The organism is Mycobacterium paraffinicum, assembly GCF_025822865.1.
GTDB lineage: Bacteria > Actinomycetota > Actinomycetes > Mycobacteriales > Mycobacteriaceae > Mycobacterium > Mycobacterium paraffinicum.
Genome location: NZ_JACKUR010000027.1, coordinates 576,504 through 596,854, shown reverse-complemented (window position 1 = coordinate 596,854; position 20,351 = coordinate 576,504). Strand labels below are relative to the sequence as shown.

The following is a 20,351-nucleotide window of genomic DNA, read 5'->3' as shown; positions in this document are numbered from 1 at the left end:
GTGGTTTATGTCTCGCGGTACGAGGCGTTCTCAGACGAGGGCGGCCAGCTTGCCCGCCAGCCGCTCGACATAGGCGGCGATCTCGTCCTCGGGGCGGTCGGGGAGGCCGAACAGCACCTCGGTCACCCCGAGCTCGGCCCATTTGGCGAGCTTCTCGGGGATCGGCTTGAAGTCGAGCGCGACGATCTGCGGGGCGCCGTCGCGGCCGGCGGCCGCCCAGGTGTCCTGCAGCAACTTCACCGGCTCGTCAATGTCGAAGTCGCGCGGAGTGGTGATCCAGCCGTCGGCGCTGCGGGCGATCCACTTGAAGTTCTTCTGGTTACCGGCAGCCCCGACCAACACGGGAATGTGCGGCTGCACGGGCTTGGGCCACGCCCAGCTCGGCCCGAACTTGACGAACTCGCCGTCGTAGGCCGCTTCCTCCTTGGTCCACAGCTCCCGCATGGCTTCGATGTATTCGCGCAGCATGGTGCGGCGCCGCGCGGGCGGCACGCCGTGATCGGCGAGCTCGTCGGTGTTCCACCCGAACCCGACGCCGAGGCTGACGCGTCCGCCGGACAAATGGTCGAGGGTGGCAATGCTTTTCGCCAGCGTGATCGGGTCGTGTTCGACGGGCAGCGCCACCGCGGTGGACAGCCGCACCCGCGACGTGACGGCGCACGCCGCGCCCAGGCTTACCCATGGGTCTAGCGTCCGCATGTAGCGGTCGTCGGGCAGCGACGCGTCGCCCGTCGTCGGGTGCGCCGCCTCCCGCTTGATCGGGATGTGGGTGTGTTCCGGCACGTAAAAGGTCGTGAAGCCGTGTTCGTCGGCAAGCTTCGCGGCCGACGCCGGAGAGATGCCACGGTCGCTGGTAAAAAGCACAAGCCCGTAATCCATGGAGAGAATTAGAACGTGTTCTACCTGCGCTGAGCAAGCCGCCGTGGTGGCGGCACGGATCGGCGCCCAAGCCGGTGGCCACGGCACCCGCGTTCCGAAGTGCGCTAGCGTGGTTGATCGATCGCGTCGCAACGCAACCGCCGGGCACGGCGTTTATGGAACGGCGCGCCCGCAAGCACCGCGTCGCGACGCAACTGCGGCGCCCGCAAAGGCACTTCAAGGCACTGGAAGCAACAGGAGGAGCCATGACCTACTCGCCCGGTAGCCCCGGATATCAGCCCGCATCACCCGGGGGCTCCTACTCAGGCGCCACGCCGTCGTTCACCAAGGACGACGACGGCACGACGAAGCTCCCGCTCTACCTGAACATCGCGGTGCTCGTGCTCGGCCTGGCGGTGTATCTGCTGAACTTCGGGCCGACGTTCACCATCGGCTCCGAGCTCGGCCCGGGCGTCGGCGGACGCGCCGGCGACGCGGGTACAGCGGTCATCGTCGCGGTGCTGGCCGCGCTGCTCGCGGGGCTGAGCCTGCTGCCCAAGGCCAAGAGCTACACCGGAGTCGTCGCGGTCATCGCAGTGCTCGGTGCGCTGCTGGCCATCACCGAGACGATCAACCTGCCGGCCGGCGTCGCGATCGGCTGGGCGATGTGGCCCCTGGTGGCGTGCAGCGTGCTCCAGGCGATCGCCGCTGTCGTGGTCGTCCTGCTGGAGGCGGGCGTCATCACGGCGCCGGCGCCGCGGCCCAAGTACGACCCTTACGCCCAGTACGGCCAGTACGGCCAGTACGGGCAGTACGGCCAGCAGCCCTACTACGGTCAGCCTGGCCAGCAGCAGCCGCAGCACCCCGGATACGGGTCGCAGTACGGCGGTTATCCGGCCAGCCAGGCCCCGACCCAAAGCGCGGTTCCGACCGGCGGTTTCGGTGCCCAGCCGCAGTCCGGGCCCCAAGCGACCGCGCAACAAGGACCGTCCACGCCGCCCACCGGCTTCCCCAGCTTCAGCCCGCCGCCCGCGGCCGGCTCGGGCTCCGAGGGTTCGGCGCCCAACTACTCCAACCAGGGCGGGGGCCAGCAGCCGTACGGGCAGGAGCAGCAGCCGCCCTCGTCGCCGTCTGGTCCAGCGCCCTCTTAACCGTGCGCCCTCGCGCCTAGTTGGGACGTACGCCGAAGAGTGAAAAGGGTGTCGGAAGGCGCGGACAACCGGCCAGCGGGCGCTCGCCAGGCGCGGGACCTCGTCCGGGTCGCGTTCGGCCCGGCAGTGGTGGCCCTGGTCATCATCGCCGCGGTCACGCTGCTGCAGTTGTTGATCGCCAACAGCGACATGACCGGCGCGCTGGGCGCGATCGCCAGCATGTGGCTGGGCGTGCACCAGGTGCCGATCTCGATCGGCGGCCGCGAACTGGGCGTGATGCCGCTGCTTCCGGTGCTGCTGATGATCTGGGCGACCGCGCGGAGCACGGCGCGGGCCATCTCTCCGTATTCCTCGTGGTTGGTCGTCCGCTGGGTGGTCGCGTCGGCGCTGGGCGGTCCCTTGCTGATCGCGGCGATCGCCCTGGCCGTCATCCACGATGCGTCGTCGGTGATCACCGAGCTGCAGACGCCCAGCGCCCTGCGCGCGTTCACCAGCGTGCTCGTCGTGCACGCCCTCGGCGCCGCGATCGGTGTGTGGTCCCGGGTGGGGAGCAGGGCGTTGGCCGCGTCGTCCCTGCCGTTTTGGCTCGGCGATGCCTTGCGCGCCGCGTCGGCCGGAGTGCTGGCGTTGCTTGGGCTTTCCGGCTTGGTCACGGCGGCGTCGCTGGTGGTGCATTGGGCGACGATGCAAGACCTCTACGGGATCACCGATTCGATATTCGGGCAGTTCAGCCTCACGGTGCTGTCGATGTTGTACGCGCCCAACGTCATCGTCGGCACCTCCGCGATGGCGGTCGGATCCAGCGCCCACCTCGGCTTCGCGACGTTCAGTTCGTTCACCGTCTTCGGCGGCGACATTCCGGCGCTGCCGATCCTGGCCGCGGCCCCCCACCCGCCGCTCGGGCCGGTGTGGGTCGCCCTGCTCATCATCGGCGCGTCGGCCGGCGTGGCGGTCGGCCAGCAGTGCGCCCGGCGGGCGCTCCCGCTGATTCCGGCGACGGCCAAGCTTCTCGTCGCCTCCGTCGCGGGCGCGTTGGCGATGTCCCTGCTCGCATACGGCGGCAGCGGGCGGCTGGGAAACTTCGGTGATGTCGGCGTCGACCAGGGCGCCTTGCTCATCGGGGTGTTCTTCTGGTTCTCGGTCGTCGGCGGGATCACCCTGGTGATGAGCGGCGGCGTCCGGGCCCGGCCCCGGCGACCCAAGCCCGCGCCCGCCGCGGCCGAAGAACCGGCGGACTTTGCCGGAGCCTTCGACGAGGCGGACGACGAACCGCCGCCGGATCTCGCCGATCCCGACGAGTTCGCCGCGCCCGACGCACTGGTCAGCGACGACGACGAGGCGGTGGGCGACGACAGCGCGCCGCCCCCCGACGAAGCGCAGCCGGGCGCGACCGACCGCGAGCCCGGCGAGTAGCTCCCACTAGGCTCTCTGCTTGTGGCCGAACCGCTCCATGTGCCCCCGAGTGCGCCGGCGCGGGTGGTGGTACTGGCATCGGGCACCGGATCGCTGCTGGGCTCCCTGCTCGCCGCCGCCGTCGGCGACTATCCCGCCCGCGTGGTCGCGGTCGGTGCCGATCGCGAATGCCTGGCCACCGAGATCGCCGCGGGGGCATCGCTGCCGACATTCACCGCCCGCCTCGGCGATCACCCCGACCGCGCCGCTTGGGATGCGGCCGTCACCGAAGCCACCGCCGCGCACTCGCCCGATCTGGTGGTGTCGGCGGGCTTCATGAAAATACTTGGGCCCCAGTTCCTCTCGCGTTTCTACGGCCGGATCATCAATACCCATCCGGCTTTGTTGCCGGCGTTCCCGGGCGCGCACGGCGTGGCCGATGCGTTGGCCTACGGCGTCAAGGTCACAGGTTGTACGGTGCACCTGGTGGACGCCGGCACGGACACCGGGCCGATCCTGGCGCAACAATCCGTGCCGGTGCTCGACGGCGACACCGAAGAGAGCCTGCATGAACGCATCAAGGTCACCGAACGGAAGCTCCTGGTGGACGTGGTGGCCGAGATCGCGACCGGAGGCCTGACCCTGGTCGGGAGAACAGCGACGATCGGACGAAAGGCGACCAAGCGATGAGCACCGACGAATGGCCGGAGACGGCGAAAAGGCCGATCCGGCGCGCGTTGATCAGCGTCTACGACAAGACCGGGCTCGTCGAACTCGCCCGGGGGCTGGCGGACGCGGGCGTCGAGATCGTCTCGACCGGGTCGACGGCGAAGACCATTGCCGAAAAAGGGATTCCGGTCACGCGGGTCGAGGAGCTGACCGGCTTTCCCGAGGTGCTCGACGGGCGGGTCAAGACACTGCACCCGCGGGTGCATGCCGGCCTGCTGGCCGACCTCCGCAAGCCCGAGCACGCCGCGGCGCTCGAGGAACTCGGTGTGGCGGCGTTCGAACTCGTCGTGGTCAACCTGTACCCGTTCAGCGAGACCGTGGACTCCGGCGCCAGCATCGACGAATGTGTCGAACAGATCGACATCGGTGGGCCGTCGATGGTCCGCGCGGCCGCGAAAAACCATCCCAGCGTGGCGGTGATCACCGACCCGCGCGGCTATGACGGCGTGCTCGCCGCCGTGCGGCACGGCGGCTTTTCCCTCGCCGAGCGCAAAAAGCTGGCGGCGCTGGCGTTTCAGCACACGGCCGAATACGACATCGCCGTGGCGGGCTGGATGGAGTCGACGCTGGCGCCCGAGCACCCGCCGACGGCGTTTCCCAAGTGGCTGGGGCGCAGCTGGAGCCGCTCGACGATGCTGCGCTACGGCGAGAACCCGCACCAGCAGGCGGCGCTCTACAGCGACCCCGCCGCCTGGCCGGGACTGGCGCAAGCCGAGCAGCTGCACGGAAAAGAGATGTCGTACAACAACTTCACCGACGCGGATGCGGCCTGGCGGGCCGCCTTCGACCACGAACAGACCTGCGTCGCAATCATCAAGCACGCCAACCCATGTGGGATCGCCATCTCGTCGGAATCGGTGGCCGACGCGCACCGCAAGGCCCACGAATGCGATCCGCTGAGCGCCTTCGGCGGCGTCATCGCGGCCAACACCGAAGTCAGCCTCGAGATGGCCGAGTATGTGAGCACCATTTTCACCGAGGTCATCATCGCGCCCGCGTACGCGCCGGAGGCTTTGGCGGCCTTGACGCGCAAGAAGAACATCCGGGTGCTGGTGGCCTCCGAGCCGCTGACCGGCGGCACCGAGCTGCGGCCGATCAGCGGTGGGCTGCTGGTGCAGCAACGTGACGAGCTCGACGCGCACGGTGACAACCCGGTGAATTGGACGCTGGCGACGGGATCACCCGCCGATCCGGCCACGCTGACCGACCTGGTCTTCGCGTGGCGGGCGTGCCGGGCGGTCAAGTCGAACGCCATCGTGATCGCCGGCGGGGGCGCGACCATCGGCGTCGGCATGGGACAGGTGAACCGAGTGGACGCCGCCCGGCTGGCCGTTGAAAGAGGGAATGCGCGCGGCGGCGATCGAGTCGGCGGCGCCGTGGCCGCATCGGACGCGTTCTTCCCGTTCCCCGACGGACTCGAGACGCTGACAGCCGCCGGGGTGAAAGCGATCGTGCACCCCGGTGGGTCGGTGCGTGACGACGAGGTGACCGCGGCGGCGGCCAGCGCCGGCGTCACGTTGTACCTCACCGGGGCCCGCCACTTCGCTCACTGAACGCTCAGCGCGTGGGGCCATTCCCCACCGCGTAGCGTGGAGTGGTGCCATCACCCAGCAATCTGCCCCGCACCGTCGGCGAACTGCGTGCCGCCGGCCATCGTGAACGGGGAGTCAAACAGGAAATCCGGGAAAACCTGCTGACCGCGTTGGCGGAGGGCGACGAGGTTTGGCCGGGAATCCTGGGTTTTGAGGAGACCGTCCTGCCCCAACTGGAACGGGCGCTCATCGCCGGGCACGACTTCGTCCTGCTCGGCGAACGTGGCCAGGGCAAGACCCGGCTCCTGCGCGCGCTGACCGGGCTGCTTGACGAGTGGACGCCGGTGATCGCCGGGGCGGAGCTGGGCGAGCATCCCTATTCGCCGATCACGCCGGAGTCGATCCGCAAGGCCGCCACCCTGGGCGACGACCTGCCGATCGAGTGGAAGCACCGCAGCGAGCGCTACACCGAGAAGCTGGCAACCCCCGACACCAGCGTCGCGGACCTCGTCGGTGACATCGACCCGATCAAGGTTGCTGAGGGACGCAGCCTCGGGGACCCGGAAACCATCGCCTACGGCCTGATCCCCCGCGCACACCGCGGCATCGTCGCGGTCAACGAGCTTCCCGACCTCGCCGAGCGCATCCAGGTGTCGATGCTCAACGTGATGGAGGAGCGCGACATTCAGGTCCGTGGCTACACGCTGCGCCTGCCGCTCGACGTGTTGGTGGTCGCCAGCGCCAACCCGGAGGACTACACCAACCGCGGCCGCATCATCACCCCGCTCAAAGACCGGTTCGGTGCGGAGATCCGCACCCACTACCCGCTGGAGCTCGAGGCGGAGGTGGGCGTGATCGTGCAGGAGGCGCACCTGTCCGCGCAGGTGCCCGACTACCTGATGCAGGTGATCGCCCGGTTCGCCCGGTACCTGCGCGAGTCCAACTCCGTCGACCAATGCTCCGGGGTGTCGGCGCGGTTCGCGATCGCCGCGGCCGAAACCGTCGCGGCCGCCGCCCGGCACCGCGGCGCGGTGCTGGGGGAGACCGATCCGGTGGCCCGCGTGGTCGACCTGGGCACGGTGATCGACGTCCTGCGCGGCAAGCTGGAATTCGAGTCCGGCGAGGAAGGCCGCGAGCAGGCCGTGCTCGAACACCTGCTGCGCCGCGCGACGGCCGACACCGCCTCGCGGGTACTCGGTGGCATCGACGTCGGGTCGTTGGTGTCGGCGGTTGAGGGCGGCTCGGCGGTCACGACGGGTGAGCGGGTGTCGGCCAAGGACGTGCTGGCCGCGGTTCCGGCCCTGCCGGTGGTGGAGAAGATCGCCGCCAAGGTCAACGCCCAGTCGGAGGGCGAGCGCGCTGCGGCGCTCGAACTCGCGCTGGAGGCCCTTTACCTGGCCAAGCGGATCGACAAGGTATCCGGGGAGGGCCAAACCGTCTATGGCTAAAGGCCATTCGTCGCGATACTCGGCGTACACCGGCGGGCCGGACCCGCTGGCCCCGCCGGTGGATCTGCGCGAGGCCCTCGAGCAGATCGGGCAGGACGTCATGGCCGGCACGTCGCCGCGCCGCGCCCTGTCCGAATTGCTGCGCCGCGGCACCAAGAACATGCCCGGCGCCGACCGGTTGGCGGCCGAGGCGAACCGGCGCCGACGGGAACTGTTGCGCCGCAACAATTTAGACGGCACTCTCCAGGAGATCAAGAAGCTGCTCGACGAGGCGGTGCTCGCCGAACGCAAAGAACTGGCCCGCGCACTCGACGACGACGCCCGATTCGGCGAACTGCAGCTCGACGCCCTGCCGGCGTCGCCGGCCAAGGCCGTTCAGGAGCTCTCCGACTACAACTGGCGCAGCGACGAAGCCCGCGAAAAGTACGACCAGATCAAGGATCTCCTCGGCCGCGAGATGCTGGATCAGCGGTTCGCCGGCATGAAGCAGGCGCTCCAGGGCGCCACCGACGAGGACCGCCAGCGCGTCAACGAAATGCTCAACGACCTCAACGAGCTGCTGGACAAGCATGCCCGCGGTGAGGACAGCCAGCAGGACTTTCAAGAATTCATGGACAAGCACGGCGAGTTCTTCCCGGAGAACCCGCGCAATGTCGACGAGCTGTTGGACTCCCTGGCCAAGCGCGCCGCCGCCGCGCAACGCTTCCGCAACAGCCTCAGCCCCGATCAGCGTGCTGAGTTGGATGCCTTGGCGCAGCAGGCATTCGGGTCACCTTCGCTGATGCAGGCGCTGAACCGGCTGGACGCGCATCTGCAGGCCGCCCGGCCGGGGGAGGACTGGACCGGGTCCGAACAGTTCTCCGGAGACAACCCCTTCGGGATGGGCGAGGGCACCCAGGCACTGGCCGACATCGCCGAGCTCGAGCAGCTGGCCGAGCAGCTCTCGCAGAGCTATCCGGGCGCCACCATGGACGACGTCGATCTCGACGCGCTGGCACGCCAACTCGGCGACCAGGCCGCCGTCGACGCCCGCACGCTCGCCGAATTGGAGCGCGCACTGGTCAACCAGGGATTCCTGGACCGCGGTTCCGACGGACAGTGGCGCCTCTCGCCCAAGGCGATGCGCAGGCTCGGTGAGACGGCGCTACGCGATGTGGCGCAACAGCTTTCGGGGAGGCGCGGGGAGCGCGACCATCGGCGCGCGGGAGCGGCCGGCGAACTCACCGGTGCCACCCGGCCCTGGCAGTTCGGCGACACCGAGCCGTGGCACATCTCCCGCACGCTGACCAATGCCGTACTGCGGCAGGCGGGAACGGCCACGCCGGACGGCGCCGTGGGGCAGCTGAAGATCACCGTCGACGACGTCGAGGTCTCCGAGACCGAGACGCGCACGCAGGCGGCGGTGGCGCTGCTGGTCGACACCTCGTTCTCCATGGTGATGGAGAACCGTTGGCTGCCGATGAAGCAGACGGCGCTGGCCCTCAACCATCTCGTGTGCACCCGGTTTCGTTCGGATGCCTTGCAAATCATCGCCTTTGGCCGCTACGCCCGGACGGTGACCGCGGCCGAGCTCACCGGTCTCGAGGGCGTCTACGAGCAGGGCACCAACCTGCATCACGCCCTGGCGCTGGCCGGCCGTCACCTACGGCGGCATCCCAACGCGCAGCCCGTCGTGCTGGTGGTGACCGATGGTGAGCCCACCGCACACCTGGAGGACTTCGACGGCGACGGCTCGACCGTTTTCTTCGACTACCCCCCGCACCCGCGGACCATTGCCCACACCGTGCGCGGGTTCGACGAAATGGCCCGCCTCGGCGCGCAGATCACCATCTTCCGGCTGGGCAGCGACCCCGGGCTGGCCCGGTTCATCGACCAGGTCGCCCGGCGCGTCGAGGGGCGTGTCGTGGTGCCCGATCTCGACGGCCTGGGCGCGGCCGTGGTGGGCGACTACCTCCGGTACCGCCGCCGCTAGCCCCCGACGGATAGGTGCTCACTCGACCGGGTACTCGGAGCGAGAAGGAGGAGATGCATGAGCAAGGTTCCAACGATCGAACTCAATGATGGTGTCCGCATTCCGCAGCTGGGCTTCGGCGTGTTTCAGATCAAGCCCGACGAGACCGCTGCGGCGGTCAAGACGGCGCTCGAGATCGGCTACCGGCATATCGACACCGCCGAGATGTACGGCAACGAAAAGGAAGTCGGGCAGGGCATCCGCGACGCCGGTCTCGACCGTGGCGACGTGTTCGTCACCAGCAAGCTCAACAACGGCTTTCACAAACCCGACGACGCGCGCCGCGCCTTCGACCGAACGCTGAAGGCGCTGGACTCCGATTACGTCGACCTGTTCCTCATTCACTGGCCGCTGCCCACCCTCTACGACGGTGACTTCGTCTCGACCTGGAAAGTGTTCGAAGAGTTCGCCCGCGACGGGCGCGCTCGCAGCATCGGCGTCTCGAATTTCCAAGTCGCACACCTGGATCGGCTCGCCACCGAAACCGACACCGTGCCGTCGGTCAACCAGATCGAGCTGCACCCGTACTTCGGGAACAAAGAGGTCCGCGCGTATGGGCGCGAGCATGGCATCGCCACCGAGGCGTGGGCACCGATCGCGCAGGGCAAGGTGCTCGACGATCCGGTGATCAACCGCATCGCCGAGGCGCGGGGCAAATCGGCGGCGCAGGTGGTGCTGCGCTGGCACATTCAGCGCGGCGACGTCGTCTTCCCCAAGTCGGTGACCCCGGAACGGGTCAAAGAGAACTTCCAGCTCTTCGACTTCGAGTTGGATGATTCCGACATGGACGCGATCTCAGCGCTGGACAAGGGTGAAGCGGGTAGGAACGGGCCCAACCCCGACAAGTTCGACTACGTGCCCGGCTGACGCTAGCCGCGAGGCCTGCGGGCCTTGCGAATGATGCCGACGGCACCCCACAGGGAGAAGCCGCGGATGTTCACCTTCGGTGCGCCGGGGGTGCCCTGGCCGAGGACGCTGCGGTCGAAGTTGCCCATGACGCCGCGGCCGTGAATCTCGACGTTGACTTCGGGCGGCAGCAAAATCTTTGTCGCCCCCATGATCGACATCGCATGGATGTCGACCTCGGTCGAGGTGAAGTCGGCGTAGCGCAGATCCACCACGCCGTTGCCCCACAAGGTGAAGGTGGTCAGCTTCTTGGGCACGTTCCACCGGCCCCGCCGCTCGAAGCCGCTCAACAGGGCAAGCAACAGAGTGGACGGCGCCGGGTTGGGCTTGCCGCCCCGCCGCGGGTTGATCGGCGAACCCGGCAGATCGGCCCGCAGCTGGTCCAGCTCCTCGTACGTGGTCGCCGCATAGGCCCTGGTCAACCGGTCTTCGTAGTCCTTCATCTGCAGCCGGCCCTGCTCGGCCGCGTACGCCAGCAACTGCGCGAGCTGGATGCGATCAGTGTCGGCAGCGCGCGACGATTCGTCGCGCGTGTCCTTCGCATCGCGCTGCGCAGAGTTGCTCATCACCCACGAGCCTACGACGTCCGGCTATTGCCGCAAGAGGATTGGTCAAACTGCAACCTTGCCCCGCGCCGGCCGGTTCGGCCGGCGGCGTCTGTTTGACACCTGGCTAACTCGTCCAGCTCGGGGCACGCTTTTGCAGAAACGCCATCATGCCCTCGCGGGCTTCGTCGGAGACGAAAAGCCGGGCCGATTCCTCGGCGAGCCGCTCGGCGTCGCGGTCAAACCCTTCCAGCACCGCCGCCGTGGTCAGCGCCTTGGACGCCGCCAGCCCCTGGGGCGAACCGCGGCCCACATCGGCGAGCAGCTTTGCCACCGCGGCGTCGACGTCCTCGGCCGCCAACGTGATCAGACCGATGTCCGCCGCTATCCCGGCGTCGAATGTCTCGCCGGTCAGGTAGTAGCGCGCCGCGGCCCGCGGCGACAGTTTCGGCAGCAGCGTCAGCGAGATGATCGCCGGTGCGACGCCGATCCGGGCCTCGGTCAGGGCGAAGGTGCTGCAGGGGCCCGCGACGGCGATGTCGCAGGCACCGACCAAGCCGAACCCGCCCGCGCGGACGTGTCCGTCGATCGCGGCGATCACCGGCAGCGGCGAGGAGACGATGGCCCGCAGCAGCGTGGTCATCTCCCGGGCGCGCGCCACTGCCAAGTCGTATGCCGATGGTGGGGACCCGCTTCGCCCGGCTGCGCCGCGCTCGCGATCGCCACTGGGGTCGCCGCCGCTGGCCTCACCGAGATCCGCGCCGGCGCAGAACGTGCCGCCGGTGTGACCGAGCACCACCGCTCGCACCGCCGGATCCGCCTGCGCCTCGCGCAGGCCCTGGTGCAGTTGGGTGACCAGCGCGGTCGAGAGCGCGTTGCGGTTGTGGGGCGAGTTCAGCGTCAGCCGCGCGAACGGGCCGCCGGTATCGGCGGGCCCTGCGTATTCGACCAGCGTTTCCATCAGTAGCTTCGGGGCAGGCCCAGCGACGTCTGCGCCACGAAGTTGAGCACCATTTCCCGGCTCACCGGGGCGATCCGCCCGAGCCTGGCCGAGGCGAGCATGGCGGCGACGCCGTACTCCTTGGTCAACCCGTTGCCGCCCATCGACTGCACCGCCTGGTCGACCGAGCGGGTAGCCGCCTCGGCCGCAGCGTATTTGGCCATGTTGGCGGCCTCGGCCGCGCCCGCGTCATCGCCGCTGTCGTAGAGGGCGGCGGCCTTCTGCATCATCAGCTTGGCCAGTTGCACCTCGATGTGGCACTGCGCCAACGGGTGCGAGAGCCCTTGGTGCGCACCGATCGGCGTGCCCCACACCTGACGGGTCTTGACGTAGTCGGCGGCCCTGTCGAGGGCGAACCGTCCCATCCCGACCGAGCTGGCGGCGCCCATGATTCGCTCGGGGTTCAGGCCCGCGAAGAGCTGCGCGATCGCCGCGTCCTCGGAACCGACCAGCGCGTCGGCCGGCAGCCGGACGTCGTCGAGGAAGACCTGGAACTGCCGCTCGGGGCTGATCAGCTCCATTTCGATTGGCGTATACGAGAATCCGGGGGCATCGGTGGGCACCACAAACAATGCCGGCCGCAGCTTGCCGGTCTTGGCCTCCTCGGTGCGGCCGACCACCAGGACGGCCTGCGCCTGGTCGATACCGGAGATGTAGACCTTCTGGCCCTTGAGGATCCAGTCGCCGCCGTCGCGGCGGGCGGTCGTGGTGATCTTGTGCGAATTGGAGCCGGCATCCGGCTCGGTGATGGCGAAGGCCATGGTCAGGGTTCCGTCGGCGATGCCGGGAATCCAGCGCTTCTTCTGCTCTTCGGTGCCGAACTTGCTGATGATGGTGCCGTTGATCGCCGGCGACACGACCATCAGCAGCAACGCGCTGCCCGCCGCCGCCATTTCCTCCATCACCAGTGACAGCTCGTACATGCCGGCGCCGCCACCGCCGTATTCCTCGGGCAGGTTCACCCCGAGGAAGCCGAGCTTGCCCGCCTCCGACCACAATTCGTCGGTGTGCTCGTGCGCGCGCGCCTTCTTGAGGTAGTACTCGCTGCCGTAGTTGGCGGCCCATGCGGCGACCGATTTACGCAGGGCCTGCCGCTCCTCGCTCTCGATGAAGCTGGTGTCGGTCATTTACGAATCTCCTTCTGCTTGGGGCGCTTCCACCCTTGCCAGGACGGCGCCCACCTCGACTTGCTGACCGGTATCGACGTTGAGCTCGGCGAGCACTCCGTCGGAGGGTGCGGTGATGGTGTGTTCCATCTTCATCGCCTCCAGCCAGATCAGTGGCTGCCCGGCGGTGACGGTGTCGCCGACCGCTGCGGCGAGGCGGATGACGTTGCCGGGCATGGGCGCTACCAGGGAACCCTTTTCGACGGTCGAACCCGGCTCCGGGAACCGCGGCAGCGCGACCAGGTGAACGGGTCCGCGCGCCGAGTCGACATAAACGTCGTCACCGTATCGCGCGACCGCGAAGGTGTGCGCCACCCCGTCGTCCGCGAGGGTGACCCGATCCGCCGTGGCGGAAACCAGCTGCACCGCCGCGTCGTTGGGCAGTGTCAATCCGGTTCTGGTGAACCGGTATTCGACGTTTTGCTCGGCGTCACTGTCGTCGCGATAGGTCTTGACCTGATAGCCGGACGCCAGGTTTCGCCAGCCGCTGGGGACGGCTCCGAGGACGGGCGCCGCCGCGCGATTATGGGCCGCCTCGGCCAGCGCGGCGGCGATCGCGGACAGCCGGACGACCGCGGCGTCGGCCAGCGGCGCCGACAACTTGTCCAGGCCGTGCGTGTCGAAAAACGCTGTGTCGGTGGCACCCTCGAGGAATGCGGGGTGCCGCAGCACGTTGACCAGCAGCTCACGGTTGGTGCGCACGCCATGCAGGCCCGCGCGGGCCAGCGCGTCGGCGAGCACCAGCGCCGCCTGCCGGCGGGTCGGGGCGTAGGAGATGATCTTGGCCAGCATCGGGTCGTAGTGGATCGATACCGTGAAACCGTCGAGGATGCCCGAATCGAGGCGGATTCCGGTCCGGTGGCCGAGTGAGGCGAACTCGGTCCGAACCGCCGGTACGTCGATCCTGTGCATCACGCCGGCCTGGGGTTGCCAGCCGCGTGCCGGGTCCTCGGCATAGAGCCGGGCCTCGATCGAATGCCCCTGGGCGGCTGGGGGTTCGGCATCGAGCCGCCGGCCCTCGGCGACCATGAGCTGCAGTTCGACGAGGTCGAGCCCGGTGGTCTCCTCGGTCACCGGATGCTCGACCTGCAGCCGGGTGTTCATCTCCAGGAAGTAGAACTCTCCGTCGTCGTCGGCGAGGAACTCCACCGTCCCGGCGCCGGTGTAACCGATCGCGGCCGCCGCCAGCCGCGCCGCTTCGAACAGCTTGGCCCGCATGCCCGGGGTGCGCTCCACCAGCGGCGAGGGAGCCTCCTCGATGACCTTCTGATGCCGGCGCTGAATCGAGCATTCCCGCTCCCCGACGGCCCAGACGGTGCCGTGGGTGTCGGCCATGACCTGAACCTCGATGTGATGCCCGGTGGGCAGGTAGCGCTCGCAGAAGACGGTCGGGTCGCCGAACGCCCACTGCGCCTCGCGCCGGGCCGCCTCGACTTCGCCAGCGAGAGAGGACAATTCGCGGACCACCCGCATCCCGCGGCCACCGCCGCCCGCGGAGGCCTTGACCAGGACGGGCAGCTGCGCCTCGGTGACCGCGTCGGGGTCGAGTTCGTCGAGCACCGGAACCCCGGCGGCGGCCATCAGTTTCTTGGCCTCGATCTTGGAACCCATCGCCCGTACCGCGTCCACCGGCGGCCCGACCCACGTCAGGCCGGCGCCCCGCACGGCGGCTGCGAAATCGGCGTTCTCGGAGAGGAACCCGTAGCCCGGGTGGACCGCGTCGGCACCCGCCGCGCGGGCCGCGGCGATGATCGCCTCGGCGTTCAGATAGTCGTTGGTCTTGGGCAGCCGCACCCGCGCGTCGGCTTCGGCCACGTGCGGCGCGGCGGCGTCGGGGTCGGTGTAGACGGCGACGGTGCCCAGGCCCAGTCGGCGGCAGGTGGCGAACACCCGCCGGGCGATCTCGCCTCGGTTGGCGACCAGCACTCGAGTGACCATGGGACTCACATCCGGAAGACGCCGAAGTTTGACGTCCCCTCGATCGGGCCATTGGCAATGGCGGACAAACACATTCCCAGCACCGTGCGGGTGTCGCGCGGGTCGATCACCCCGTCGTCGTAAAGCATTCCGGACAACACCAGCGGCAATGACTCGGCCTCGATCTGACCTTCGACCGCGGCGCGCATCGCGGCGTCGGCTTCCTCGTCGACCTGCTGACCGCGGGCCTCCGCGGCGGCGCGGGCCACGATGGACAAGACGCCCGCAAGCTGCGCGCCACCCATCACCGCGGATTTGGCGCTGGGCCACGCGAACAGGAACCGCGGGTCATAAGCCCGGCCGCACATGCCGTAATGGCCGGCGCCATAGGAGGCGCCGATCAACAGGGAGATGTGCGGGACGGTCGAGTTGGAGACTGCATTGATCATCATCGATCCGTGCTTGATCATCCCGCCCTCTTCGTAGTCCTTGCCCACCATGTAGCCGGTGGTGTTGTGCAGGAACAACAGTGGCGTGTTCGAGCGGTTGGCCAGCTGAATGAACTGGGTGGCCTTTTGCGACTCCTCGCTGAACAGTACCCCGCGCGCGTTGGCCAGGATGCCCAACGGGTAGCCGTGCAGCCGCGCCCATCCCGTCACCAGTGACGAGCCGTACATCGCCTTGAATTCGTCGAATTCCGAGCCGTCCACGATGCGGGCGATCACCTCGCGCGGGTCAAACGGGACGCGCAGGTCCGCCGGCACGATGCCGATGAGCTCCTCGGCACCGAACAGCGGCTCGGTCACGGGGCCCGGGGCCGGACCCTGCTTGACCCAGTTCAGCCGGGCCACGATGCGGCGGCCGATGCGGATCGCGTCGAGCTCGTCGGCGGCGAAGTAGTCGGCCAAACCCGAGATGCGGGCGTGCATTTCGGCACCGCCCAGCGACTCGTCGTCGGATTCTTCACCGGTGGCCATCTTCACCAGCGGGGGACCGGCGAGGAACACCTTCGAACGTTCCTTGATCATCACGACGTGGTCGGACATGCCCGGAATGTAGGCGCCGCCGGCGGTGGAGTTGCCGAAAACCAGGGCGATGGTGGGGATCCCGGCCGCAGACAGACGGGTCAGGTCCCGGAACATCTGCCCGCCGGGAATGAAGATTTCTTTCTGGGTGGGCAGGTCCGCCCCGCCGGACTCCACCAGCGAAATGACGGGCAGCCGGTTCTCGAATGCGACCTGGTTGGCCCGCAGTATCTTTTTCAGGGTCCACGGGTTGCTGGTGCCGCCCTTGACCGTCGGGTCGTTGGCGACGATCAGGCATTCCACGCCCGACACCACGCCTATTCCGGTGACCGTGCTGGCGCCTACCGTGAACGCGCTGCCCCACGCGGCCAGCGGGCTGAGCTCCAGGAACGGGGAGTCGGGGTCGACGAGCAGCTCGATGCGTTCCCGCGCGGTCAGCTTGCCGCGGGCGTGGTGGCGCTCGACGTACTTGGGGCCGCCGCCCGCAAGCGCTTTGGCGAGTTCGGCGTCGATCTCCTCGAGCCTGGAGGTTGCCGTCGACGCCGCGTCGGCGTAGGCGGGGGACTTGGGATCGAGGGTGGACTGCAGTGTCGTCATGACTGAAATCCCAGGGTCTTGGCTGCAAGTGCGGTCAGTATTTCGGTCGTCCCGCCGCCGATGCCCAGGATCCGCATGTCCCGGTACTGGCGTTCGACCTCGGATTCGGCCATGTAGCCCATGCCGCCGAACAGCTGGACGGCCTGGTTGGCCACCCATTCGCCGGCCTCGACGGCGGTGTTCTTGGCGAAACACACCTCGGCGATCAGGTTGGTCTCGCCGGCCAGTTGACGCTCGACCACGTGGTGAGAGTAGACCCGGGCGACGTCGATGCGCCGGGCCATCTCGGCCAGCGTGTTCTGCACCGATTGCCGCGAGATCAGCGGGCGGCCGAAGGTCTCCCGGTCGCGGCACCATTGCAGCGTCAGGTCCAGGCACCGCTGTGCGCTCGAATAGGCCTGTGCCGCAAGGCCAATGCGCTCGGCGACGAACGCCTGCGCGATTTGCAAAAATCCGCTGTTCTCGGCGCCGACCAGGTTGGCCGCCGGCACCCGCGCGTCGACGAAGGACAGCTCGGCGGTGTCCGAGGACCGCCACCCCATCTTGGCCAGCTTGCGGCTCACCTCGAAACCCGGTGTGCCCTTCTCGATAACGAGCAACGAAACACCGGCCGCGCCGGCGCCGCCGGTGCGCACCGCGGTGACGACGTAGTCGGCGCGCACACCCGAGGTGATGTAGGTCTTGGCACCGTTGACCACGTAATGGTCGCCGTCGCGCACCGCCGAGGTTCGTAGGTGCCCGACGTCCGAGCCGCCGCCGGGCTCGGTAATCGCGAGCGCGCCGATCTTGTCGCCCGTCAAGGTCGGCCGCACGAACTCCTCGATCAGCCGCTGATCACCGGAGGCGATTATGTGCGGCACCGCGATGCCGCAAGTGAACAGCGAGGCGAAGACCCCGCCCGGAGCGCCGGCCTGATGGACCTCTTCGCAGATGATCACCGCGTCCGCGCCGTCACCACCGCCACCGCCCACCGCCTCGGGGAAGCCCGCGCCCAGCAGGCCGGCCGCCCCGGCGCGCCGGTGCAGGTCGCGCGGCAACTCGCCGATGCGCTCCCACTCGTCGGCGTGCGGCAATATCTCGCGTTCGGTGAAGGAGCGCACCGTCTTTCGCAACTGTTCGCGCTCCGGCGTCGTCCACAGATTCATAGCAGCCTTTCGGGAATGTCGACATGCCGGCCGCGCAGCCATTCACCAAGCCCCTTGGCCTGCGGATCGAAACGGGCCTGATACGCAACGCCCTGGCCCAGGATGCCGTCGATGACGAAGTTGACCGCGCGCAGGTTCGGCAGCACGTGCCGGGTGACCTCGAACTCCGCCGCTTCGGGCAGCAGCCCCTTGAGCAGCCCGACGGTCAGGGTGTTGGCCAGCCAGCGCCACTGTTCGTCGGTGCGGACCCAGACCCCGACGTTGGCCGAGCCGCCCTTGTCGCCGCTGCGGGCCCCGGCGATGCGGCCCAGCGGCACCCTGCGTACCGGCCCGGCGGCAAGCGGCTCGGGCAACGCCGGGGGATCGGCGGGTGCCAGTTCCAAAGTGTCGGTGGCGCAGGAGACGTCGGTGCGGGTCCCGTCTGCGTGCACCGCGACGTGTGGCACCGCGTTGGCGTCGACGTAGCCGGCGGTGAACACACCGTAGACCTGGCCGTCGCCGGGCGGGGCGGTCACGTGAAAACCGGGATAGCTGGCGAGCGCCAATTCGACGGCGGCCGAGGAGAACTGGCGCCCGACGTTCGCGGGATCGGGGTCGCGGACCACGCAGTGCAGGAGCGCGCTGGCGGCCTCCTCGGTGTCGGCGTCGGTGTGGTCGGTGCGCGCGAGCGACCACTGCAGCTCCGCGGGCTTGACGGTCAGCGCGGCCTCGAGCTGCCGGCGCACCAGGTCGGCCTTGGCCTCGATGTCCAGACCGGTCAGCACGAAGGTCATGGAGTTGCGGAATCCGCCGATGCTGTTCAGCGACACCTTGTAGGTGGGCGGCGGCGGTTCGCCGAGCACGCCGCTGATGCGCACCCGGTCGGGGCCTTCGGCGGACAGCTCGACGGTGTCCATCCGGGCGGTGACGTCGGGGTTGGCGTAGCGAGCGCCGGTGATCTCGTAGAGCAGCTGCGCGGTGACGGTGTCGACGCTGACCAGCCCGCCGGTGCCGGGGTGCTTGGTGATCACCGACGAGCCGTCGGCGTGGACCTCGGCCAGCGGGAAGCCGGCGTGGGTCAGGTCGGGCACCTCGGTAAAGAAGGAGTAGTTGCCGCCGGTGGCCTGCACGCCGCACTCGATGACGTGGCCGGCGACCACGGCGCCGGCGAGCCGGTCGTAGTCGGTGCGGCCCCAGCCGAAGTGCGCGGCGGCGGCCCCGACGATCACCGAGGCGTCGGTCACCCGCCCGGTGACGACCACGTCAGCGCCGTCACCCAGGCAGTCGACGATGCCCCAGGCGCCCAGGTAGGCGTTCGCGGTCAGGGGCGAGCCCAGCCCAAGGTCCGCCGCGCGCGCCAGCAGGTCGTCGCCTTCGACGTGGGCGACCCTGGCCGGGATACCGAGGCGCTCGGCCAGGGCGCGTATCGCGTCCGCCAGCCCGGCCGGGTTGAGGCCGCCGGCGTTGGCGACGATGCGGACGCCTTTGTCACGGGCCTCGCCCAGGCAGTCCTCGAGTTGGGCCAGGAACGTCTTGGCGTAGCCGCGCTCGGGGTGTTTCATGCGGTCGCGGCCCAGGATCAGCATCGTCAGTTCGGCCAGGTAGTCGCCGGTGAGATAGTCCACGTCACCGCCGGTGAGCATCTCGCGCATCGCCGACAGCCGGTCGCCGTAGAACCCGGAGCAGTTCGCGATCCGGACGGCGTCGCGGCCAGTAACAGAGGCCATGCAGTCCTCCCATCTGCGTTTCACCGGTGAGCGCAAACCAACCAACCAACCGGTAGGTTAGCGGGTCGCGCCGGTGTCACGTCAAGGACGCCCGCCCGGCCGTCGCGGCGAGATTGCCGCCACGGTCGTCGACACGCCGGGATCACGGCCGTCACGGCAATCTCGCCGCCGGTGGGCGTCGTTTTGGTGAGCAGCAGGCCACCGACTATCCTGATAGCAATCGTCGCACGTTCGCCCCCATGGGCCACGCCGCGCGACAAGCCCCCGACACGAGGAGTTAGGCCCGACCATGGCCGTACCCAAGCGCAGGATGTCGCGCGCGAACACCCGAAGCCGTCGCGCGCAGTGGAAGGCCACCAAGACGGAGCTCGTCGGTGTGACGGTCGCAGGCCAGAAGCACAAGGTGCCCCGCCGCCTGCTCAAGGCCGCCCGTCTCGGTCTGATCGACCTGGACCGGCGTTAGTTAATCTCGGCAAACACCCGGCGCGCCTCTCAGCCCGCTCTCAGGCGTCGGGACGACACTAGGCCCGTGCGGATACTGGTCGTCGACGACGATCGCGCAGTGCGTGAGTCGCTGCGTCGGTCGCTTTCCTTCAATGGCTACTCGGTCGAGTTGGCCCATGACGGGCTGGAGGCGCTCGACATGATCGCCAGTGACCGGCCCGACGCGCTCGTGCTCGATGTGATGATGCCGCGGCTGGACGGCCTCGAGGTCTGCCGTCAGCTCCGCAGCACCGGCGACGACCTGCCGATCCTGGTGCTCACCGCCCGCGATTCGGTCTCCGAGCGGGTCGCCGGGTTGGACGCGGGCGCGGATGATTACCTGCCGAAGCCGTTCGCCCTGGAGGAGCTGTTGGCCCGGATGCGGGCGCTGCTGCGCCGCACCAAGCCCGACGACGATGACGCCGAATCGGTGGCCATGCAGTTCTCCGACCTGACGCTGGACCCGGTGACCCGGGAAGTGACTCGCGGGCAGCGCCAAATCAGCCTGACGCGTACCGAATTCGCCTTGCTCGAAATGCTGATCGCCAATCCGCGCCGCGTGCTCACCCGCAGCCGGATCCTCGAGGAGGTGTGGGGATTCGACTTCCCCACCTCCGGCAACGCGCTGGAGGTCTACGTCGGCTATCTCCGCCGCAAGACCGAGGCCGACGGCGAGCCACGACTGATCCACACGGTGCGCGGCGTGGGCTACGTCCTTCGGGAGACGCCGCCGTGACGAG

Annotated in this window: 17 protein-coding genes; 9 read left to right on the top strand and 8 right to left on the bottom strand. The window is 68.9% G+C overall.

Going from position 1 to position 20,351, the window contains the following annotated elements:
• Positions 1-30 precede the first annotated feature (30 nt).
• Entirely contained in the window at positions 31-879 is an 849-nt protein-coding gene (locus tag H7J89_RS20490; RefSeq protein ID WP_264046007.1) for an LLM class F420-dependent oxidoreductase, read from the bottom strand.
• Between the two features lie 245 nt (positions 880-1,124).
• On the opposite strand from H7J89_RS20490, the gene H7J89_RS20485 reads away from it, so the two are divergent.
• Genes H7J89_RS20485 through H7J89_RS20455 form a run of 7 tightly spaced genes read left to right on the top strand, consistent with a single transcriptional unit; the run spans position 1,125 to position 9,988 of the window.
• The gene (locus H7J89_RS20485) at positions 1,125-2,009 is read left to right on the top strand and encodes a DUF5336 domain-containing protein (protein WP_264046006.1); all 885 of its coding nucleotides are present in this window, start codon (positions 1,125-1,127) and stop codon (positions 2,007-2,009) included.
• Positions 2,010-2,048: 39 nt separating this feature from the next.
• Positions 2,049-3,422: a cell division protein PerM gene (locus tag H7J89_RS20480; RefSeq protein WP_372513809.1), complete on the top strand. Its 1,374-nt coding sequence runs from the start codon at positions 2,049-2,051 to the stop codon at positions 3,420-3,422.
• 21 nt (positions 3,423-3,443) lie between these two features.
• Positions 3,444-4,091, top strand: coding sequence for a phosphoribosylglycinamide formyltransferase (gene purN, locus H7J89_RS20475; RefSeq protein ID WP_264046004.1), 648 nt, complete (start codon positions 3,444-3,446; stop codon positions 4,089-4,091).
• Positions 4,088-5,683 carry a bifunctional phosphoribosylaminoimidazolecarboxamide formyltransferase/IMP cyclohydrolase gene (gene purH / locus H7J89_RS20470; protein ID WP_264046003.1) on the top strand — a complete coding sequence of 532 codons (1,596 nt, stop codon included), beginning with the start codon at positions 4,088-4,090 and terminating at the stop codon, positions 5,681-5,683. The genes purN and purH overlap by 4 nt, the downstream gene beginning before the upstream one ends.
• Before the next feature lie 41 nt (positions 5,684-5,724).
• Complete coding sequence (locus H7J89_RS20465; protein WP_264046002.1) at positions 5,725-7,110, top strand: sigma 54-interacting transcriptional regulator; 1,386 nt, start codon at positions 5,725-5,727, stop codon at positions 7,108-7,110.
• Complete coding sequence (locus H7J89_RS20460; protein ID WP_264046001.1) at positions 7,103-9,082, top strand: vWA domain-containing protein; 1,980 nt, start codon at positions 7,103-7,105, stop codon at positions 9,080-9,082. Before H7J89_RS20465 ends, H7J89_RS20460 begins: the two co-directional genes overlap by 8 nt.
• A 57-nt stretch (positions 9,083-9,139) precedes the next feature.
• A complete protein-coding gene (locus H7J89_RS20455) occupies positions 9,140-9,988 on the top strand; it encodes an aldo/keto reductase (protein ID WP_264046000.1) in 849 nt (282 codons plus the stop codon).
• Between the two features lie 2 nt (positions 9,989-9,990).
• On the opposite strand, the gene H7J89_RS20450 is transcribed toward H7J89_RS20455, so the two are convergent.
• The 7 genes from H7J89_RS20450 to H7J89_RS20420 form a co-directional block, all read right to left on the bottom strand.
• Positions 9,991-10,593 (bottom strand): DUF1707 SHOCT-like domain-containing protein, encoded by a 603-nt coding sequence (locus H7J89_RS20450; RefSeq protein ID WP_264045999.1) that lies wholly within the window; start codon positions 10,591-10,593, stop codon positions 9,991-9,993.
• A gap of 106 nt (positions 10,594-10,699) precedes the next feature.
• Positions 10,700-11,533: an enoyl-CoA hydratase family protein gene (locus tag H7J89_RS20445; protein ID WP_264045997.1), complete on the bottom strand. Its 834-nt coding sequence runs from the start codon at positions 11,531-11,533 to the stop codon at positions 10,700-10,702.
• Positions 11,533-12,699, bottom strand: coding sequence for an acyl-CoA dehydrogenase family protein (locus tag H7J89_RS20440; protein WP_067735809.1), 1,167 nt, complete (start codon positions 12,697-12,699; stop codon positions 11,533-11,535). The genes H7J89_RS20445 and H7J89_RS20440 overlap by 1 nt, the downstream gene beginning before the upstream one ends.
• A complete protein-coding gene (locus H7J89_RS20435; RefSeq protein ID WP_264045994.1) occupies positions 12,700-14,676 on the bottom strand; it encodes an acetyl/propionyl/methylcrotonyl-CoA carboxylase subunit alpha in 1,977 nt (658 codons plus the stop codon).
• A gap of 5 nt (positions 14,677-14,681) precedes the next feature.
• On the bottom strand, positions 14,682-16,277 hold the full coding sequence (locus H7J89_RS20430; RefSeq protein WP_264045991.1) for an acyl-CoA carboxylase subunit beta: 1,596 nt from the start codon (positions 16,275-16,277) through the stop codon (positions 14,682-14,684).
• Positions 16,274-17,422: an acyl-CoA dehydrogenase family protein gene (locus H7J89_RS20425; protein ID WP_264045988.1), complete on the bottom strand. Its 1,149-nt coding sequence runs from the start codon at positions 17,420-17,422 to the stop codon at positions 16,274-16,276. The genes H7J89_RS20430 and H7J89_RS20425 overlap by 4 nt, the downstream gene beginning before the upstream one ends.
• Entirely contained in the window at positions 17,419-19,128 is a 1,710-nt protein-coding gene (locus H7J89_RS20420; protein ID WP_264045985.1) for an acyclic terpene utilization AtuA family protein, read from the bottom strand. Before H7J89_RS20420 ends, H7J89_RS20425 begins: the two co-directional genes overlap by 4 nt.
• Positions 19,129-19,417: 289 nt before the next feature.
• Between H7J89_RS20420 and rpmF the strand changes: the two genes are divergently transcribed.
• Both rpmF and mprA read left to right on the top strand, forming a co-directional pair.
• Complete coding sequence (rpmF, locus tag H7J89_RS20415) at positions 19,418-19,591, top strand: 50S ribosomal protein L32 (RefSeq protein ID WP_007168835.1); 174 nt, start codon at positions 19,418-19,420, stop codon at positions 19,589-19,591.
• 66 nt (positions 19,592-19,657) lie between these two features.
• Positions 19,658-20,347, top strand: coding sequence for a two-component system response regulator MprA (gene mprA / locus H7J89_RS20410; RefSeq protein WP_067200233.1), 690 nt, complete (start codon positions 19,658-19,660; stop codon positions 20,345-20,347).
• The last annotated feature ends 4 nt before the right edge of the window (positions 20,348-20,351 follow it).

Excerpts from the sequence above, each read along its gene's own strand:
- H7J89_RS20445 (WP_264045997.1), bottom strand. The coding sequence starts at position 11,533 with ATGGAAACGCTGGTCGAATACGCAGGGCCCGCCGATACCGGCGGCCCG.
- H7J89_RS20425 (WP_264045988.1), bottom strand. The coding sequence starts at position 17,422 with ATGAATCTGTGGACGACGCCGGAGCGCGAACAGTTGCGAAAGACGGTG.
- H7J89_RS20430 (WP_264045991.1), bottom strand. The coding sequence starts at position 16,277 with ATGACGACACTGCAGTCCACCCTCGATCCCAAGTCCCCCGCCTACGCC.
- rpmF (WP_007168835.1), top strand. The coding sequence starts at position 19,418 with ATGGCCGTACCCAAGCGCAGGATGTCGCGCGCGAACACCCGAAGCCGT.
- H7J89_RS20460 (WP_264046001.1), top strand. The coding sequence starts at position 7,103 with ATGGCTAAAGGCCATTCGTCGCGATACTCGGCGTACACCGGCGGGCCG.
- H7J89_RS20440 (WP_067735809.1), bottom strand. The coding sequence starts at position 12,699 with ATGACCGACACCAGCTTCATCGAGAGCGAGGAGCGGCAGGCCCTGCGT.
- purH (WP_264046003.1), top strand. The coding sequence starts at position 4,088 with ATGAGCACCGACGAATGGCCGGAGACGGCGAAAAGGCCGATCCGGCGC.
- H7J89_RS20455 (WP_264046000.1), top strand. The coding sequence starts at position 9,140 with ATGAGCAAGGTTCCAACGATCGAACTCAATGATGGTGTCCGCATTCCG.
- H7J89_RS20485 (WP_264046006.1), top strand. The coding sequence starts at position 1,125 with ATGACCTACTCGCCCGGTAGCCCCGGATATCAGCCCGCATCACCCGGG.
- H7J89_RS20420 (WP_264045985.1), bottom strand. The coding sequence starts at position 19,128 with ATGGCCTCTGTTACTGGCCGCGACGCCGTCCGGATCGCGAACTGCTCC.
- H7J89_RS20435 (WP_264045994.1), bottom strand. The coding sequence starts at position 14,676 with ATGGTCACTCGAGTGCTGGTCGCCAACCGAGGCGAGATCGCCCGGCGG.
- H7J89_RS20490 (WP_264046007.1), bottom strand. The coding sequence starts at position 879 with ATGGATTACGGGCTTGTGCTTTTTACCAGCGACCGTGGCATCTCTCCG.
- H7J89_RS20450 (WP_264045999.1), bottom strand. The coding sequence starts at position 10,593 with ATGAGCAACTCTGCGCAGCGCGATGCGAAGGACACGCGCGACGAATCG.